Annotated in this window: 22 protein-coding genes; 10 read left to right on the top strand and 12 right to left on the bottom strand. The window is 33.4% G+C overall.

The annotated features are described in order from the left end of the window. Positions 1-59 precede the first annotated feature (59 nt). On the bottom strand, positions 60-1,604 hold the full coding sequence (rho, locus tag DFQ02_RS10520) for a transcription termination factor Rho (protein WP_116524396.1): 1,545 nt from the start codon (positions 1,602-1,604) through the stop codon (positions 60-62). A 198-nt stretch (positions 1,605-1,802) separates the two neighbouring features. Between rho and DFQ02_RS10515 the strand changes: the two genes are divergently transcribed. Next, positions 1,803-2,213, top strand: coding sequence for a DUF4293 domain-containing protein (locus tag DFQ02_RS10515; protein WP_116524395.1), 411 nt, complete (start codon positions 1,803-1,805; stop codon positions 2,211-2,213). Between the two features lie 128 nt (positions 2,214-2,341). Here the strand turns inward: DFQ02_RS10515 and DFQ02_RS10510 are convergent, their stop codons facing one another. Then, positions 2,342-2,836, bottom strand: coding sequence for a metallophosphoesterase family protein (locus DFQ02_RS10510; protein WP_116524394.1), 495 nt, complete (start codon positions 2,834-2,836; stop codon positions 2,342-2,344). Between the two features lie 93 nt (positions 2,837-2,929). On the opposite strand from DFQ02_RS10510, the gene truA reads away from it, so the two are divergent. Both truA and DFQ02_RS10500 read left to right on the top strand, forming a co-directional pair. Next, the gene (truA, locus tag DFQ02_RS10505) at positions 2,930-3,679 is read left to right on the top strand and encodes a tRNA pseudouridine(38-40) synthase TruA (RefSeq protein ID WP_116524393.1); all 750 of its coding nucleotides are present in this window, start codon (positions 2,930-2,932) and stop codon (positions 3,677-3,679) included. Further along, positions 3,672-5,438 (top strand): ABC transporter ATP-binding protein, encoded by a 1,767-nt coding sequence (locus tag DFQ02_RS10500; RefSeq protein WP_116524392.1) that lies wholly within the window; start codon positions 3,672-3,674, stop codon positions 5,436-5,438. Before truA ends, DFQ02_RS10500 begins: the two co-directional genes overlap by 8 nt. Positions 5,439-5,669: 231 nt before the next feature. On the opposite strand, the gene DFQ02_RS10490 is transcribed toward DFQ02_RS10500, so the two are convergent. The 5 genes from DFQ02_RS10490 to folP are packed head-to-tail and all read right to left on the bottom strand — an operon-like array spanning position 5,670 to position 8,569. After that, positions 5,670-5,981 (bottom strand): hypothetical protein, encoded by a 312-nt coding sequence (locus DFQ02_RS10490; protein ID WP_116524390.1) that lies wholly within the window; start codon positions 5,979-5,981, stop codon positions 5,670-5,672. A gap of 1 nt (position 5,982) precedes the next feature. Next, a complete protein-coding gene (locus tag DFQ02_RS15445) occupies positions 5,983-6,222 on the bottom strand; it encodes a DUF3667 domain-containing protein (protein ID WP_116524389.1) in 240 nt (79 codons plus the stop codon). Next, positions 6,222-7,007, bottom strand: coding sequence for a diadenylate cyclase (locus DFQ02_RS10480; RefSeq protein ID WP_116524388.1), 786 nt, complete (start codon positions 7,005-7,007; stop codon positions 6,222-6,224). The genes DFQ02_RS15445 and DFQ02_RS10480 overlap by 1 nt, the downstream gene beginning before the upstream one ends. Positions 7,008-7,042: 35 nt before the next feature. Continuing rightward, positions 7,043-7,723 (bottom strand): hypothetical protein, encoded by a 681-nt coding sequence (locus tag DFQ02_RS10475; protein ID WP_147297759.1) that lies wholly within the window; start codon positions 7,721-7,723, stop codon positions 7,043-7,045. Between the two features lie 21 nt (positions 7,724-7,744). Further along, positions 7,745-8,569 carry a dihydropteroate synthase gene (gene folP, locus DFQ02_RS10470; protein ID WP_116524386.1) on the bottom strand — a complete coding sequence of 275 codons (825 nt, stop codon included), beginning with the start codon at positions 8,567-8,569 and terminating at the stop codon, positions 7,745-7,747. A gap of 129 nt (positions 8,570-8,698) precedes the next feature. Between folP and DFQ02_RS10465 the strand changes: the two genes are divergently transcribed. From DFQ02_RS10465 to DFQ02_RS10435, 7 genes are all read left to right on the top strand, one after another. Further along, positions 8,699-9,238 carry a DUF1599 domain-containing protein gene (locus DFQ02_RS10465; RefSeq protein ID WP_116524385.1) on the top strand — a complete coding sequence of 180 codons (540 nt, stop codon included), beginning with the start codon at positions 8,699-8,701 and terminating at the stop codon, positions 9,236-9,238. 2 nt (positions 9,239-9,240) lie between these two features. Further along, the gene (locus tag DFQ02_RS10460; RefSeq protein WP_116524384.1) at positions 9,241-10,338 is read left to right on the top strand and encodes a BT_3928 family protein; all 1,098 of its coding nucleotides are present in this window, start codon (positions 9,241-9,243) and stop codon (positions 10,336-10,338) included. A gap of 59 nt (positions 10,339-10,397) precedes the next feature. Continuing rightward, on the top strand, positions 10,398-11,474 hold the full coding sequence (locus DFQ02_RS10455; RefSeq protein ID WP_116524383.1) for an ABC transporter permease: 1,077 nt from the start codon (positions 10,398-10,400) through the stop codon (positions 11,472-11,474). 55 nt (positions 11,475-11,529) lie between these two features. Further along, positions 11,530-12,012, top strand: a complete 483-nt coding sequence (locus DFQ02_RS10450; protein WP_116524600.1) for a TlpA family protein disulfide reductase — start codon at positions 11,530-11,532, stop codon at positions 12,010-12,012. 50 nt (positions 12,013-12,062) lie between these two features. Next, positions 12,063-12,812 carry a triose-phosphate isomerase gene (gene tpiA / locus DFQ02_RS10445; RefSeq protein WP_116524382.1) on the top strand — a complete coding sequence of 250 codons (750 nt, stop codon included), beginning with the start codon at positions 12,063-12,065 and terminating at the stop codon, positions 12,810-12,812. Between the two features lie 175 nt (positions 12,813-12,987). After that, positions 12,988-13,821, top strand: coding sequence for a 50S ribosomal protein L11 methyltransferase (gene prmA / locus DFQ02_RS10440; protein ID WP_116524599.1), 834 nt, complete (start codon positions 12,988-12,990; stop codon positions 13,819-13,821). A gap of 66 nt (positions 13,822-13,887) precedes the next feature. Continuing rightward, entirely contained in the window at positions 13,888-14,163 is a 276-nt protein-coding gene (locus DFQ02_RS10435) for an ATP-dependent Clp protease adaptor ClpS (protein ID WP_116524598.1), read from the top strand. A gap of 1 nt (position 14,164) precedes the next feature. On the opposite strand, the gene DFQ02_RS10430 is transcribed toward DFQ02_RS10435, so the two are convergent. The 5 genes from DFQ02_RS10430 to DFQ02_RS10410 all read right to left on the bottom strand — a co-directional run bounded on the left by DFQ02_RS10430 (position 14,165) and on the right by DFQ02_RS10410 (position 17,685). Then, positions 14,165-14,434 carry a heavy-metal-associated domain-containing protein gene (locus DFQ02_RS10430; protein WP_116524381.1) on the bottom strand — a complete coding sequence of 90 codons (270 nt, stop codon included), beginning with the start codon at positions 14,432-14,434 and terminating at the stop codon, positions 14,165-14,167. A 1-nt stretch (position 14,435) separates the two neighbouring features. Further along, positions 14,436-15,845 (bottom strand): MBL fold metallo-hydrolase, encoded by a 1,410-nt coding sequence (locus DFQ02_RS10425; RefSeq protein ID WP_116524380.1) that lies wholly within the window; start codon positions 15,843-15,845, stop codon positions 14,436-14,438. A gap of 71 nt (positions 15,846-15,916) precedes the next feature. Further along, positions 15,917-16,711, bottom strand: coding sequence for a sulfite exporter TauE/SafE family protein (locus tag DFQ02_RS10420; RefSeq protein WP_116524379.1), 795 nt, complete (start codon positions 16,709-16,711; stop codon positions 15,917-15,919). Beyond that, the gene (locus DFQ02_RS10415) at positions 16,712-17,125 is read right to left on the bottom strand and encodes a DUF6691 family protein (protein ID WP_116524378.1); all 414 of its coding nucleotides are present in this window, start codon (positions 17,123-17,125) and stop codon (positions 16,712-16,714) included. It lies immediately after the preceding gene. Then, complete coding sequence (locus DFQ02_RS10410) at positions 17,122-17,685, bottom strand: YeeE/YedE family protein (RefSeq protein WP_116524377.1); 564 nt, start codon at positions 17,683-17,685, stop codon at positions 17,122-17,124. Before DFQ02_RS10410 ends, DFQ02_RS10415 begins: the two co-directional genes overlap by 4 nt. Between the last annotated feature and the right edge of the window lie 29 nt (positions 17,686-17,714).

Genomic DNA, 17,714 nt, shown 5'->3' with positions numbered 1-17,714 from the left:
TAAGAAAGCCCTGACATTTCTGTTAGGGCTCTCCAGTTGTTTAGTTAAGTTAGTAGAGGTTATCCATTCATGGATATTAAAAATTCTTCATTATTTCTAGTTTGTTTGAAGCGTTCATTGGTGAATTCCATAGCTTCAACAGGATTCATATCCGCAAGGTATTTACGTAGTACCCACATACGTTGAATAGTATTTTCATCAAGTAATAAGTCATCTCTACGCGTACTTGATGATGTAAGATCGATAGCAGGGAAAATTCTTCGGTTAGATATTTTTCTATCTAACTGAAGTTCCATATTACCAGTTCCTTTAAATTCTTCAAATATTACCTCATCCATTTTAGACCCAGTTTCTGTAAGTGCAGTTGCTATAATAGTTAAAGAACCACCATTTTCTATATTTCTGGCAGCACCAAAGAAGCGCTTTGGCTTATGTAATGCATTAGCATCAACTCCACCACTTAATATTTTACCAGAAGCTGGTTGTACTGTATTGTAAGCTCTTGCCAAACGCGTGATAGAATCTAAAAGAATCACGACGTCATGACCACATTCTACTAGGCGTTTTGCTTTTTCAAGAACAATGTCGGCAATTTTAACGTGCTCATGGGCTTCTTTGTCGAAGGTTGATGAAATTACCTCACCTCTAACGCTACGTTGCATATCGGTTACCTCTTCAGGACGCTCATCAATAAGTAAAATCATTAAATAAACTTCAGGATGGTTAGCAGCAATAGCATTGGCAACATCCTTAAGTAACATGGTTTTACCCGTTTTTGGTTGAGAAACAATCATACCACGTTGCCCCTTACCAATGGGAGCAAACAAGTCCATAATTCTTGTTGATATGGTACTCTGTTTCTCTGCAATATTGAATTTTTCCTTTGGAAATAAAGGTGTTAAATGTTCAAAAGACACACGGTCTCTTACTACCTCCGGTTTTTGACCATTAATTTTATTAACCTTAATTAAAGGAAAATATTTTTCACCTTCCTTGGGAGGTCTTACATTACCTAAAACAGTGTCACCTTTTTTTAATCCAAATAATCGAATTTGAGATTGTGATACATAAATGTCATCGGGAGAAGATAGGTAGTTATAATCGGAAGATCGTAAAAATCCGTACCCATCCTGCATAATGTCTAGAACACCTTCACTCTCTATAATGGCATCAAACTCATAATCTGGTTCTCGGTAACGGTTTCTACTATCTTTGTTACCATTATCAACAGTATTTTTTTGATTTTTATGTTGATGCTTTTGTTGATTTTTATGCTGATGTTGCTTTTGTTTAGGTTTTTCTTGCTGTTGCTCTTCTTTTTTGGGCTCAATAGCTTTAGCTTTTGGAACCTCTGAGGTAACAGAAGGTTTCTCTTCGTTATTTTGGGCAGGTTTCTGAATGCGTTGTCTTTGTCTTTTTGGTTTTGTTTCTGTCTGGTTAGACTTTGTTTCAGCAACAGATTTAGGGTTAGCTGCCTGATGATCTAGTATTTGATAAACTAGGTCTAATTTTTTTAAAGAACGGTACTTAGGAATACTTAATTCTTTTGCAATCTCTTGTAAATCAGAGAGTTTCTTTTCTTTTAATTGCGAAATTTCAAACATTGATGTTTATATTGAATATAATTTTTTGAATAAAAATTTTGAGTAATTCTGAGAAAAAATTGGTTTTAATCTGGAGAATTAACCGCCTGTAATAGCGATTGTTGTGAATTATCACTGCAATTATACAACTTTATTTTAATTTTTAGTACTTATTTCTACAATAAACTATTATTTTTGCTCACCAGTTTTAAAAATTATATGTTACAGAGAATACAAACCATATATCTTATGCTTGCTGCCGGAGCTTCTGGAGGGTTAATTTATGCCTTCTATTTATGGGGCTTAGATGACGGAACACAGGTATGGGCTAAAGATGTCAACTATGTATTTGCTGCATTTTTAACCTCGGCATTTTTCTCTGTGGTAGCAATATTTAGATACAAAAATAGGAAGTCTCAATTTATGTTGGGACGTCTTAACATCATATTAAACTTTATTTTACTAGGATTTTTTGTATATCAATCTCTAATTTCATCTGGAGAATTTTATGGTTCTGAGAAAGGTGTTGGGTTGTTCATTCCTATTATTTCTATCGTGTTTTTGGCATTAGCCAATAAAGCCATTAAAAAGGATGAAGACCTTGTAAAATCTGTAGATAGATTACGATAAAACCTAATATCTTAGTAGTATTAGTGCGTAAGCCCAAGGTGAAGATCTTGGGCTTTTTTATTTGGGAGTTATTCTTTGGGTCTAGCTTTCCGCGTTACAAGGTAACTTGCTGAAATCCTTAACGCTAATTAACGCTTATTAAATTCAATTACTTCCAAGTTGTCTATTTTTTTGCCATCAATAGTAAAACGCAGCATGGTTCTGGTTTTATGAAATCCATGTTTTCCTACTGCTCCAGGATTCATGTGAATTAGATTCAACTTTTTGTCGGGCATAACCTTTAAAATATGAGAATGACCACAAATAAAAAGTCTCGGTGGGTTTTCTCTTATAGCTTCTCTAACTCTGGTATTATAAGCACCCGGATATCCACCAATATGGGTCATCCAAACATCAACCTCTTCACACATAAACCTATTATGTTCTGGAAATTCTGTTCTAACTTTAGCATCATCAATATTGCCATAAACACCTTTTACTGGTTTTAGTGCTTTTATAGCATCTATAACTTCTAAATCTCCAATATCGCCTGCATGCCAAACTTCATCGGTTTGTTTTACATACTTTAAAATGTTGTTATCAATATATCCGTGGGTGTCTGAAAGTAGGAGTATTTTGGTCATTCTTAAAAATATTAATCCTTAAATCTAATCCCAATAGGTGTCAGGACATAAATGTGTTTATCTTTGCAGGTGTAGCAAAAGTATTAAAACAGTTTGAGGTATTTCATAGAACTTTCTTATAATGGTAGTCGTTATCATGGGTGGCAAAATCAACCCAATGCTATTTCAGTACAGGAAGTCATCGAGAAAGCACTGTCTACATTGTTAAAAGAGACAATTGCTATAGTAGGCGCAGGAAGAACCGATACTGGAGTTCATGCTCAACAAATGTTTGCTCATTTTGATACCATAGTTGGTTTTGATGAAGCTCAGCTTACTCATAAATTGAATTCCTTTTTACCCAAAGATATTGCCATTCACAGAATTTTTAAAGTGAAAGCCAGCACCCATGCTCGTTTTGATGCTTTAAGCCGAACTTATTTGTACAGAATTACGCTCGACAAGAATGTATTTACATATCATAATGCGCTATATATGAAGCAAGACATAGATGTAAATAAAATGAAAGAAGCAGCGAAAATTTTATTTGAGTATAAAGATTTTCAATGCTTTTCAAAAAGTAATACCGATGTAAAAACGTATCATTGTACCATCATGAAAGCCGATTGGTTTTCAAATGGCGATGAGCTGCATTTTGTTATAAAGGCAGATAGGTTTTTGCGTAATATGGTAAGGGCTATTGTAGGTACCATGGTAAGCATTGGTTTAGGAAAAATTGAGGTTAATGATTTGCATACCATCATAAAATCTAAGGATAGGAGTGAAGCTGGGTATTCTGTACCAGCACATGCTCTGTATTTAACACAGGTAGAATATCCAAATAGTATAAAAATAGATGACTAAAAAGAAAGAAAATATATTCGATTTTGTACTCTTTAAACGTCTGTTTCAATATATAAAACCCTATAAACTTACATTTACAAGTTTGTGTTTTTTGGTATTGTTGTTGGCAGGTATTGGTGCTGCAACACCTTATCTTACCAAAGATGCAGTGGATAAGGGAATTGAATTAAATAAGCCAGAGACCTTCTTGTTTTACATAATTATCATGCTAGCTGCATTGATTTTGCAGACAATATTTCAACTTGTTTTTATCTATTATGCATCATGGTTGGGACAAAGTCTTGTAAAAGATGTTAGGATTAAATTATTTAATCATTTACTTCGTTTTAAAATGAAGTATTATGATAACTCATCAGTTGGTGTATTAATCACTAGATCGGTAACTGATATGGAACGTATTGCCGATATTTTTGGACAAGGGTTGTTCATGATTTTTAGAGATATGTTGGCTATGGTGGTTGTTTTCATGGTGATGATATATATAGATTGGAGACTCAGTATGATTGTGTTTGTCATGTTACCCGTTTTGGTATACGCAACAAGACTATTTCAAAAATATATGAAAATAGCTTTTGAAGAGGTAAGAACCGAGGTCTCTAACCTAAATTCATTTGTTCAGGAGCGTATTACAGGTATGAAGATCCTTCAGCTTTTTACTCGTGAAAAAATTGAACACGAAAATTTTAAAGAGATTAATGAGCGACACAAAAAAGGCTGGCTAAAAACTATTTGGTACAACTCATTTTTCTTTCCAATACCAGATTTAGCATCTTCAATAGTTATTGGTTTGGTAGCCTGGTACGGAGGCATAAAAACAATTGAGGGTACCGATATACAAGGTACTCTAATTGCGTTTATAATGTATATACCTATGTTATTCAGGCCTTTAAGACAGATGGCAGATAAGTTTAATACTCTTCAGATGGGAATGGTAGCAGCCAAAAGAGTTTTTAGAGTGTTAGATACTACCTCACAAATTGATGATAAAGGCACCTTAGTTGCTGAGCATTTTAAAGGCGAAATCAAATTTAACAACGTACATTTTAGTTATGTAGAGGATGAAAATGTTTTAAAGGGTATTTCCTTAACCGTAAATGCAGGTGATACCGTAGCCATTGTGGGTGCAACAGGAGCAGGGAAATCTACTATTATCAACCTACTTAATAGATTTTATGAAATCAATGAAGGTGCTATTTTGATCGATGGTATTGATATTAGAGAGGTAACCCTTGCTTCTTTAAGAACCCAAATAGCGGTAGTACTTCAGGATGTGTTTTTGTTTGCTGATACAATTCTCAATAATATAACATTAAACCACCCTGAAATTACCGAAGAACAGGTGCAACAGGCGGCTAAAGAAATTGGTATTCATGATTTTATTATGAGTTTACCAAATGGTTATCATTATAATGTCAAGGAGCGCGGTGTTATGTTATCATCGGGCCAAAGACAATTAATTTCATTTTTAAGAGCCTACGTAACCAACCCTAGTATTTTAGTTTTAGATGAGGCAACGTCTTCAGTAGATTCTTATTCTGAGCAACTTATTCAAAATGCTACCGATAAAATTACGAAAGGAAGAACATCCATTGTGATAGCACACCGATTAGCTACTGTCAAGAAAGCTGATAAAATCATTGTCATGGACTCTGGAAACATCGTAGAACAAGGCACACATGTTGAACTTCTCAAGAAGAAAGACGGTTACTACAAAAACCTTTACGAAGTGCAGTTTTTACAAGAGGAAGCAGTTATTTAATTTTTGGAATAAAATCCTCTAATGTAATATCGCCTGTAACAAATAGCACAACAATAGTCATTATTGAAACGCCCATATATCCAATAAAGAAAATAAACCAAAATACGGGTATTCTCCATAGCAAGGAAATCTTCTGATATTTGGAATTTTTGTGCGCTACATAAATACAGTAAAAAATCATGAATATAAGATATAACAAAGCAGTGTTTAGGTATAGTTGAGGGTCAACTATTAAAAAATAGCAGCGTAGATTGTTGAAATAATACTAAAGTTTGTGAGTGAGTATATAGAAATTACAAAGTGTTCTGCATAGTTGTAGTTTTTTTTGTTAAACACTAAATAACTTGCTAATGCTATCATTGGAATGTAAAGGAAATACAATAAAGAACTGTATTCCATGGTAGCCGACATGATTTTTTCAGAGCCACTAGCACCAGAACTTGTTTGGGCATAGCCTATTTTCAAAAAGTCAATACTACCCCAAGCCACCTTTTTCATTAAAAACAGAATAAAACCAGAAGATGTTAAAGCAATGGCAAGCATGCTAACAGGGTTTAAATATTTTTTTTCTCACACCGGCAATATAGCCACCACAAACTTCTTGTGGTTTTATTATCATATGCCTAAGAGTTTTAAAAAAGGTATTATCTAGATTAAAATAGCGTTCAAAAAAAACATATAATAAGTTTTTAATAGTAATTCTGTTTCTTACCACTTTTGCTCCGCAATCTGGACAAAAGCAATAGTCTGTTCTTAATGTAGTATCACAATTTCTACAATTCATCACATTAAATCTTTTTTAATCATAGATATTAACTGAGAAGCATCTTCAAAAACAACAAACTCACCGTCTTTAAAATAAGAAATGTGTCCGGTTTCTTCACTTACTGCCAACGCTAAAGCATCAGTCTTTTCTGTAACTCCAATGGCAGCTCTGTGGCGTAACCCAAAACGTTTGGGTATGGTTTTCTCATTATTAACAGGAAGAATTACACGTGTAGCTTTTACTATATTATTACTAACTATGATGGCACCATCGTGTAACGGACTGTTCTTAAAAAATATACTTTCAATAATGGGTTGCGTAACTTTAATATTCATTTCATCACCAGAGGAGGTTAAGAAATCAAGATTGTTGTTACGCTCAAAAACTATTAAAGCACCTGTTTTAGACATAGACATTTTATTACAAGCTGCTACAATAGCATCCACATTGGTGGTATTGGTAGCATCGGTTTTTAAAAACTTAAAACGTTGTAAAAACTTTACGCGTCTTCCTAAATTGGTAGATCCTACCATGAGTAAAAACTTTCTAATTTCTGGTTGAAATACTACTATCAGTGCAATGATACCAACTTCAATAAAACCTCTTAAAAGTCCATTCAAAAGATTCATATCCAAAAATTCGGTCAGTCTCCAGGCGCCGTAAATAATAAGAATTCCAAGAAAGATATTGATAGCAACAGTACCTTTTACCAGTTTGTATATATAATAAAGCAGGAAGGCCACCAGAACAACATCAAGATAATCTATAAAGCGTAGGTTTAAGATGTCGTTAAAGATATTCAATGGCAAATGGTTTTGGTAAATTTAAGAAAATAGAGTTAATAAATAAATTCGTTTTTAGATATGGTTACATTTTCTAAATCTAATTTTAAAAGTTTGGATTTATTGGAAATATAATCTTGAAATGAAGAGGTTTCTTTAAAGCCAACTAGTAGCTCAATATCTTTATTTAAGCTATTTGATATGTTTTTTAAATAGTTTTTTAATCCTACTAGATTAGTTTTTATTTCTTCCAAATGGACGAAGTGTAATATTTCAATATTTTCTTTCGAGTTAAAGTTTAAAATAATTTGATATTTAGTTGGGATATCTGAGATTTTAGAAATAAAATTAATGGGTTCTTTGCTATGATAGGTAATCTCGGTAAACTCCACAAACCCCAAGTTATTTCTACCGGTATCATGACACGTAAAATAATTTTTAGCATGTTCATTTTTATGGCCTGCATTAGCTTTTTTCTCTTGTAGAAATTTAATATAAGGAATGACTTGTTTTAGAGTGAGTCGTTTATCAATATTAACCAGCCAATTGGTTGTACTTATCAAGTTTTTTCTATTTAACAAAACGCTATCGGGTTGGGTTTCGTCATAAAACAAGTAGGCCGCAGAGACATCTTGAATTTCAGTGATATCAGAATGACTTATTTCAGGTAACTCCACAACTTTCTTATTGCAAGCACAAATAACTACAAGTAAAACTAATAGAGTTGTTTTTTTCATAATTTTCATCAACTAAACGGCTTAACGACTCAATATCTCAACCAGTTTAACACATTCCATGGCTTCTTTTACATCATGTACCCGTAAAATGTTGGTGCCTTTCTGTAATGCTACTGTATTTAAAGTTGTTGTGCCATTTAAAGCATTTTCAGGGGTGGTTTCTAACAATTTGTATATCATAGATTTTCTAGAAACACCCACAAGTAGTGGTTTTTCAATCATTTTAAACAATTCTAATTTGTTTAGGAGTTCGTAATTCTGTTCTAAGGTTTTAGAAAATCCAAAGCCCGGATCGATAATAACATCAATAATTCCCAAGGCATGGGCAGCAGCTATACGTTCAGAAAAATAAAAAATAATGTCTTTTACCAAATCATCATATGCTGTTTGCTGTTGCATATTTTGAGGATTTCCCCGCATGTGCATCATGATGTATGGTACTCGTAAATTAGCAACCGTTTGTAACATACTATGGTCTAGTTTACCAGCAGAAATATCGTTTATTAAAGCAGCACCCGATGTAATACATGCTTCAGCTACTTTACTTCTAAAAGTATCAATAGAAATTAAAGTTTCGGGAAAGTGTTTTAGAATAGATTGAACAATAGGAACGATACGTTTCAGTTCTTCATCCTCGCTAACAAAATCAGCGCCAGGGCGTGAACTGTAAGCACCTAAATCAATGAAAGTAGCACCTTCACTCAGCATTTTATCTACTTGCCGTAATATGTCTTTTTCGTCATTGTATTTCCCGCCATCATAAAAAGAATCTGGGGTAACATTTAAAACCCCCATCACTTTTGGTGATGCTATATTAATGAGTGTTCCTTTGCAATTTATGGTCATATTAAAGGTTCAAAATTTAAAACTTGAGGTTTAAAGTTTCATTAAATTTATAAATATTTATAATTCGGAACTCAGAACTTTGAACTCTGAACTATTTAAGCGAAATTTACGCAAAATACTATTTAATTCATGCAAGATACTTCAAAACAATACAATGCTGTTATTGATACCTGTAAAAGTTTGTTTAAAAAGAAAATGACTGATTATGGTAGTGCTTGGAGAATATTACGTTTACCGTCTTTAACTGATCAAATTTTTATTAAAGCGCAGCGTATTAGAGGCCTTCAGGAAAATGATGTCCAAAAGGTTGATGAAGGACAAGAGAGTGAGTTTATTGGTATTATAAACTATTGTATAATGGCATTAATTCAAATTGAAAAAGGGGTTGTTGATCAACCCGATTTATCTACCGATGAGGCTGTTGATTTATACGAAAAACATATAGCCATTACTAAAAAACTTATGGAAGACAAAAATCATGATTATGGCGAAGCATGGCGTGATATGAGAGTAAGTAGTTTAACCGATTTAATTTTACAGAAACTATTACGTGTTAAACAAATTGAAGATAATGCTGGTAAAACCTTGGTAAGCGAAGGTATTGATGCTAATTATCAGGATATGATAAACTATGCCGTTTTTGCTATGATTCATCTTAAAGAAGAATAATAATGAAAGTAATTGTAAGTCTATCAAGAATATTTGTTGGAGTCCTTTTTATCATTTCGGGTTTTATAAAACTTAATGATCCGCTTGGGTTTTCTTATAAATTACAGGAGTATTTTAGCGTAGATGTTTTAAACGTTCCTTTCTTAGAACCTTACGCACTTGGAATCTCCATTTTTGTGGTGGTTTTTGAAGTTGTTTTAGGTGTGTTTTTGCTAATTGGGTACAAACCTAAATTTACTATTTGGAGTTTGTTGTTAATGATTGTTTTCTTTACGTTTTTAACGTTTTATTCGGCATATTTCGATAAAGTTAAGGACTGTGGGTGTTTTGGAGATGCCTTAAAGCTTACGCCTTGGGAAAGTTTCACCAAAGATGTGGTATTACTGTTCTTTATATTAATTCTTTTATATGGACTTGAACATATCAAACCAATTTTTAGAAAGTTACCAACTACAATTTTGGCTTTAATGAGCTTTGTAGTTAGTTTATGGTTTGGTTACCACGTACTTATGCATTTACCTGTTATTGATTTTAGAGCTTATAAAATTGGAAATAATATTGCAGAAGGAATGACCATTCCTGAAAATGCACCAAAACCAGTTTTAGAATATAGCTGGAAATTCAATGTTAATGGTGAAGAAAATATTATTGTAACAGATGGTTCTTACCCTACTATAGATGGTGAGTTTATAAGTGTTGAAACTAAAGTTCTTGATGAAGGTTATACCCCACCTGTAGTTGATTTTTCAATTGAAAGTGAAGAAGAAGATTTAACCGAATATTTTTTAAGTAAAGACAATGTCATAGTTATTGTGTCTTACAGTCTTGAAAAGATTGAAAACGAAGGTGCTAAAAAACTAAAAGTACTGTCAGAAATAGCTATTAAAAAGGGGTATACTGTGGTTGGTTTAACCGCCTCAGGCAAAGAAGCCAAACAATACGTTAATAGAACCTATGGATTAAATTTTGATTGGTACTTATGTGATGAAAAAGCACTAAAAACAGTGGTGCGTTCCAATCCAGGTATTTTAGAGTTAGACAAAGGTACGGTGATGCAAAAAGTACATTGGAATGATATTGAGGATTTGGAGTTCTTGTAAGCCCTTGGTAGAGAAATAGATTTCACTTAAATAAACAAACCATCAACAAATAAAACTTATTGCTTAGATACCTGTTAAATAAAATCACTTATGCTTTTCTCACGTTATTCGGAGTAGTTACAGTAATATTCTTTTTATTTAATGTACTTCCAGGAGACCCTGCTCAAATGATGCTTGGTCAGAATGAGGACAGCGAACAACTGGCTTTGGTTAAACAGAAATATGGTTTTGATAAACCTATTTCCACTCAGTATTTATATTATTTAAATGATTTGTTACCCATTTCGTTTCATTCTAATACAAAAAATGATTATACATCTTTGGATAGTCAAAAATATTCTTTTTCAAAACTATTTTCCATTGGCAATACAACCACCGTTTTAAAGTTTCCGTATTTACGAGAATCTTTTACGAAACAGGGAAAACGCGTTACAGAAGTTTTGGGTGAAACGTTACCAAATACCTTTGTGTTAGCAGTATCTGCCATATTAATAGCCATTTTGCTTGGGATTGTTTTAGGAATTATATCGGCGCTTTATAAAGATATGTGGTTAGATAAGGTCATTCAAGTAGTAAGTACTTTGGGTATGAGTGTGCCTTCATTTTTTAGTGCTATTTTATTTGCTTGGTTATTTGGTTTTGTACTTCATAAATACACCAATCTAGAAATGACAGGAAGCCTTTATGAATTGGACGATTTTGGAGAAGCTATGCATATTAAATGGAAGAATTTAATATTGCCAGCAGTGGTATTAGGTATTCGCCCTTTGGCGGTGGTTATTCAACTGATGCGAAATTCATTATTGGAAGTTTTCAATCAAGACTACATTAGAACAGCTAGAGCCAAAGGTTTGAGTGAGTTTCAAATTATAAAAAATCATGCTATTAAAAATGCTATGAATCCAGTGGTTACAGCAATTTCTGGTTGGTTTGCCTCTATGTTGGCTGGTGCCGTTTTTGTAGAATATATTTTTGGTTGGAACGGTCTGGGAAAAGAAATAGTTAATTCGCTGAATACTTTAGATTTACCTGTAATTATGGGGTCTGTATTGGTCATAGCCACCATGTTTGTAATGATTAATATTTTTGTCGACCTAATATATGTATGGTTGGATCCAAAAGTAAAACTTAGTTAAGTTTTATTTTCACATAGGTGAAAACCCCAATAAATTAAAATAATAAATGAACAAAATGAATTATCTACTAGTTTTATTGATAAATTTTTTTAGCTGTAATGTAGAGAAGCCTACACGGTTTAGTGAAGAAGCTTTAAATGATACATTCATCACTTTAGGGGGAGATGAAGTGTCCTTTGATTTAATTTTGGAAAAACATAAAGGCAAAACAATCGTTATTGATGTTTGGGCATCATGGTGTGGTGATTGCTTACGAGGCATGCCTAAAGTTAAAGAATTACAGGCCAAATATAAGGATGTGGTTTATGTGTTTTTGTCACTAGATAGAGGGCGAGAATCTTGGAAAAGAGGTATTGAAAAGTACAATGTACAGGGAGATCACTACTTTATGCAATCTGGTTGGAAAGGCCCTTTTGGTAATTTCCTGAATTTAGATTGGATTCCTAGATATTTGGTGGTAAATGAAGCTAGCGAAATCGTTGTATATAAAGTTATTGAAGCTAATGACAAAAAACTTATTAAGGCTCTAAAAAAATAAGTACTTTAGCAGCGTTTACAAAAATCAAAAAACCATAAATATATCATTTTATGAGAAAGAATATCGTTGCAGGAAACTGGAAGATGAATAACGACTTATCACAAACCGAAGCGTTGTTATCAGCTTTAACAAACCAAACAAAAACCTCTAATGCAGAGGTCATGGTGGCGCCAACATTCCCTAATTTGTATCAAGCTTTTAATGTATTAAAAAATACAGGAATAGAAGTAATAGCTCAAAATATGCACTTTGCTGAAAATGGAGCTTATACAGGTGAAGTGAGTGCAAGCATATTAAAAAGTGTAGGTGTACAAACTGTAATCTTAGGGCATAGTGAACGTAGAGAATACTTTAATGAAACAGACGAACTTCTAGCTAAAAAAGTAGATGCTGCTTTAGCAAATGATATGCGTGTAATCTTTTGTTTTGGTGAAGAATTAGCAGACAGAAAATCCGGTAACGAGGAAGCTGTTGTTGAAAGTCAAATAAAAAATGCTTTATTTCATTTAGAACCATCGGCATTTGAAAACATCATTTTAGCATACGAACCTGTTTGGGCCATTGGTACTGGCGAAACAGCAAGCCCAGAGCAAGCTCAAGATATGCACGCTTTTATAAGGAAAACATTAGCAGATAAATATGGTACAGACATTGCAGATTCTGTGTCTATTCTTTATGGAGGAAGTGTAAAACCAGCTAATGCTCAAGAGATTTTCTCTAAGCCAGATGTAGATGGTGGTTTAATTGGAGGCGCTTCTCTAAAAGCAGAAGATTTCTTTGCTATTGTAAATGCATTTTAAAGTATAAATCCAAAGTCATACTGAACTTGTCTCAGTATCTCATAAACAACTCATAAAAAACCTCGCAAATTGTTAACTTTGCGAGGTTTTTAATTTTAAATAAAACTCCTCATCATGGTTGAGTCATCATCTAAGTGATCAATCCTATGAAGATGGGAATCTAAACAAATACAGAATGTCCAATATTATTTACATAGGTTATGAGTTTAACGTAACACCTATACAGCCAGCGGTTGAAATTCTAATAGCTGAATTAGGTTATGCCGGTTTCGAGAGTTTTATTGAAAACGAAACTGGTGTTACAGCATATATTCAAAAAGAAGAATGGTATGGGGCAATTTTAGATGACATTCATGTGCTAAATTCGGATGAATTTGAAATAAGCTATACTTTTTCAGAGATAGAACAAACTAACTGGAATGCAGAATGGGAGAAGAATTTTAACCCAATTGTAGTGGATAATATTTGTGCAGTACGCGCGCCATTTCACAAAAATTTTAACACAGAATATGATATTGTTATAGAGCCTAAAATGAGTTTTGGAACTGGACATCATGAAACCACACACATGATGATACAGCATATTTTAAAAAATGATTTCAAAGGCAAGTCGGTTTTAGACATGGGTTGTGGTACAGGAGTTTTGGCTGTTTTAGCTGAATTAAAAGGCGCTAAAACCATTGATGCCATTGATATTGACAACTGGTGTTATCTAAACAGTTTAGAAAATATAGAGCGCAATAGTTGTCAAAATATTAATGTTTTTGAAGGAGATGCCTCATTATTAATTGGTAAATCGTATGATGTTATCATCGCTAACATCAACCGAAATATTTTACTTCAGGACATGGCAACATATGCGACAAGTCTAAATAAAGGTGGTGTGTTGTTTTTAAGTGGATTTTATAATAACGATATACCTACTATTGATGAAGAGGTTTCTAAATATGGGTTTAAAATTCAAGACAATTTAGAACGCAACAATTGGGTTGCTTTAAAGTATGCTTAAATTAAATATTTGCATTTACTTAAGACTTTGTAATACAATTTTTTATAATTTTGAAGTAATGCTATGATGAATACAAAAGAAAAAATACAAGAAGCCTTTAGTGTTTTAGAGCAAGAAGCTAATCTTAACGAAATTGTTTTGTATAACGATGATGTGAATACATTTGACCATGTTATAGAAACACTTATTAATGCCTGTGATCATACGCCTGAACAAGCCGAACAATGCTCAATCATTGTGCATTATAAAGGTAAATGTACTGTTAAAACAGGTGAGTATAATGACTTAGAACCGCGTTGCACCATGTTGCTAAACGCAGGTTTAAGTGCAGAGATAGTTTAAGCTATTTGTTCATCCTTCCAATAGCACAACTCACAAAAGATTTTGCTTTTGTGGATAAAGCGTTTTTATCTCCAACTTCGGGGTAACCCAATTTTGCAAGTAATTTTTTTACAGTGTTAAGTGTGACTTCCTTTTCATAGGAGAATGTAACTGTATTGTCGTTGTTATCAACTTCTACGTTATCAACAAATTCTAATTCGGATAATTTAGTGATAATGGTATTAGCACATCCACCACACTTTAAGTTTTGTATTTCTATTGTTGTTTTCATTTTATAGCGTTGTAGGACAAACATAATTGGTTTTGGGTAAGTTGGTTTTTTTTAGAGCAGCAAAACCACCTGCAATATCAATCACATCAAAACCTCTAGCTTTCAGAATAGAGGCGGCAATAACGGACCTATAACCACCAGCACAGTATAGATGATAGGTTTTTTTGGGGTTTATATTTTTCATGTTGTCATTTATATAATCTAATGCAAAATGATGTACGTTATCACCTTCTAAATGTTCTGATTTGTACTCGCCATCCTTTCTAACGTCCAGAATTTCGATGCTAAATTTTTTAAATCTATCAGCCAATTCTTCCGCAGAAATAGATTCAATAGATTCAATGTCTTTACCAGCGTTTTTCCAGGCTTCAATACCTCCTTTTAAATAGCCTAAAGTATTATCATAGCCTACTCTTGATAATCGAGTGACAGTTTCTTGTTCTCTTCCTTCGGGAACCACCAGTAAAATGGGTTGCTGTAAATCTGTTATTAAAGCACCAACCCAGGGAGCAAACCCACCATGAATACCAATAAAAATAGAGTTGGGAATATGTGCTTTTACAAACTCCTGTTCTGTTCTTACATCTAGTACTAGAGCGCCTTCATGATTAGCAATACTTTCAAATTCTCCAGGGGTTAAAGCTACATCTCCCTTTTCAAGAACGGTATCAAAATTGGTATAACCAGATTTATTCATCATGGCATTTTTAGCAAAGTACTGTGGTGGCGGTAAAATGCCATCAAGGACTTCTTTTATGAATTCTTCTTTGGTCATATCAGCTCTTAGAGCATAATTGGTTGCTTTTTGTTCGCCCAAAACACCCACAGTTTCTTTGCTTAAATTTTTTCCGCAAGCAGAACCTGCTCCGTGAGCAGGATAAACAATAACATCATCAGCTAGTGGCATAATTTTGTTTCGTAAAGAATCATAAAGCATACCTGCTAAATCTTCTTTTGTTAAGTCTGACTTAATTGCTAAATCTGGTCTGCCAACATCTCCTAAAAATAAAGTGTCTCCCGAAAAAATAGCGTGGTCTTTTCCATTTTTATCAATCAAAAGAAATGTAGAAGATTCTAAAGTATGTCCCGGCGTGTGTAGTACTTTTATAGTGATATTTCCTAAATTAAATACTTCATTATCTTTGGCAATATAAGCCTCATAATCTGTTTTAGCCCCCGGACCAAATATAATAGTAGCTCCTGTTTTTTTTGCCAGATCTAGGTGGCCAGAAACAAAATCGGCGTGAAAATGTGTTTCAAAGATGTACTTAATTTTAGCATTCTCATTAGTTGCTTTATCAATATACTGCTGTGTTTCGCGCAACGGATCGATAATTGCTACTTCACCATTAGATTCAATATAATAAGCCCCTTGTGCTAAACACCCTGTATATATTTGTTCTATTTTCATGTCTAATTTTTTTTGATTTTTTGCAAAATTACTAAACCTTATAGATATGTAATGTGATATTTGTCACATAGTTACGTACTTATTTCTCGGTAAACAATGTATATAGCCATTATGAGCGTGAAAACCCCAAAGCTTTTTTTTAATTTTTCACCACTTATAAATTTTGAAAGATAGACTCCAATCAAAATACCCAATACTGATATCAATGAGAATAGTATCAGAAAAGTCCACTCAATATCCAAAGTTTGCACATCTCCTGTAAATCCAATGAGGGAATTAATAGTTACTATAATTAATGAGGTACCCACAGCTTTTTTCATTGGTATATTTGCCCACAGTACTAAAGCAGGAACATAAAGAAACCCACCACCTGCACCAATAATTCCAGTTATAGTTCCAATAGTCAGTCCTTGAATGAATGTTTTATAATAAGCTTGTTTACTTGTTGGTACACTATTGTCGTTTTTGTTTTTTATCATTGAAACGGCTGCCAAAAGCATGATAATAGAAAAGAATACCATGATGCCCATTTCTTTGGTAAGTGTAAAGCCACTGGTGCTTAATAAGGTGTTGGGAATACTGGGAACTAAATACCTTCGCGATAAATAAACTGCGACAAATGAAGGAAATGAAAAAGCTAAACCAGTCTTAATATCTACAAGGCCTTCCCTATATTTTTGAAAGGTTCCTACTAATGATGTCGTGCCAACTACAAATAAAGAATACGCCGTCGCTACTATGGGATTGTATCCTAGAAGATACACTAATAAGGGTACCGTTAGTATAGACCCACCACCACCTATAAGACCTAATACCAGCCCAACAACTAAAGCTCCTAAATATCCTAATATTTGGGTGTTATCCATTTAATGGGGTAACTTACTTTTTAAAATCCCATAGATGAATGTACCTAATAAAGCAGCAATAATAACAATAATCATGCTGTAAATACCTGTTCCTAACAAGATATACATAGGTCCTGGACACGCTCCAATAAGGGCCCAACCCAAGCCAAAAATAGAACCCCCAACTATAAACCTTATAAATCCCTCTTCTTTTTTTGGGGCATCTATTTGTTCACCTATAATATTTTTTAGATGTTTTCTTTTTGAAATTTGTAAAAATAATAACCCTGTTGCTATGGCTGTACCTATGATACCATACATATGAAATGATTGAAATCTAAACATTTCATAAATCCGAAACCATGAAACAGCTTCTGATTTTACTAAAACTATTCCGAAGAAAATGCCAACCAATAAAAATTTTAAATATTTCATGTTTTGAAGATTAATGGTAAAATAAAGTTAGTCATAATCAACCCGCCAATAAAAAATCCTATGACAGCAATTAATGACTGCTTTTGTAAACTACTAAGTCCAGTAATGGCATGACCAGAGGTACAGCCGCTTGCGTAGCGCGTTCCAAAGCCTACTAATAAACCGCCAATAATAAGTAGTATAATGGGTTTTATTGAGGTTAAACTCTCTAAACTAAATATTTCATTAGGTACTAAAGTAGCTCCTGGATTTTCAAATCCCATTTGTTGTAATTCTGTTATAGTGGTTGGATTTAAATCTGTTGGGATATCATTTGAAAGGTATTGAGAGGCAATGAACCCACCAATAATCGCACCTAAAACGATAGTGAGATTCCACCTTTGGTCTTTCCAATTAAACTTAAAAAAATCTGAGATTTTGTTGGCGCCTAGAGCTGAACACATAGTTTTTAAGCTAGATGACATACCAAACGTTTTGCCAAAGTAAAGCAAAATAGCCATTACAAATGCTATTAGTGGCCCTGATATGTACCATGGCCATGGGTTTAAAATAAATTCCATTTTTTCTTAATTTTTGTAAAAGTATAACG

The organism is Seonamhaeicola aphaedonensis (genome assembly GCF_003386195.1).
Taxonomy (GTDB): Bacteria; Bacteroidota; Bacteroidia; order Flavobacteriales; family Flavobacteriaceae; genus Seonamhaeicola; species Seonamhaeicola aphaedonensis.
This window is presented reverse-complemented; position numbering and strand designations above follow the sequence as displayed.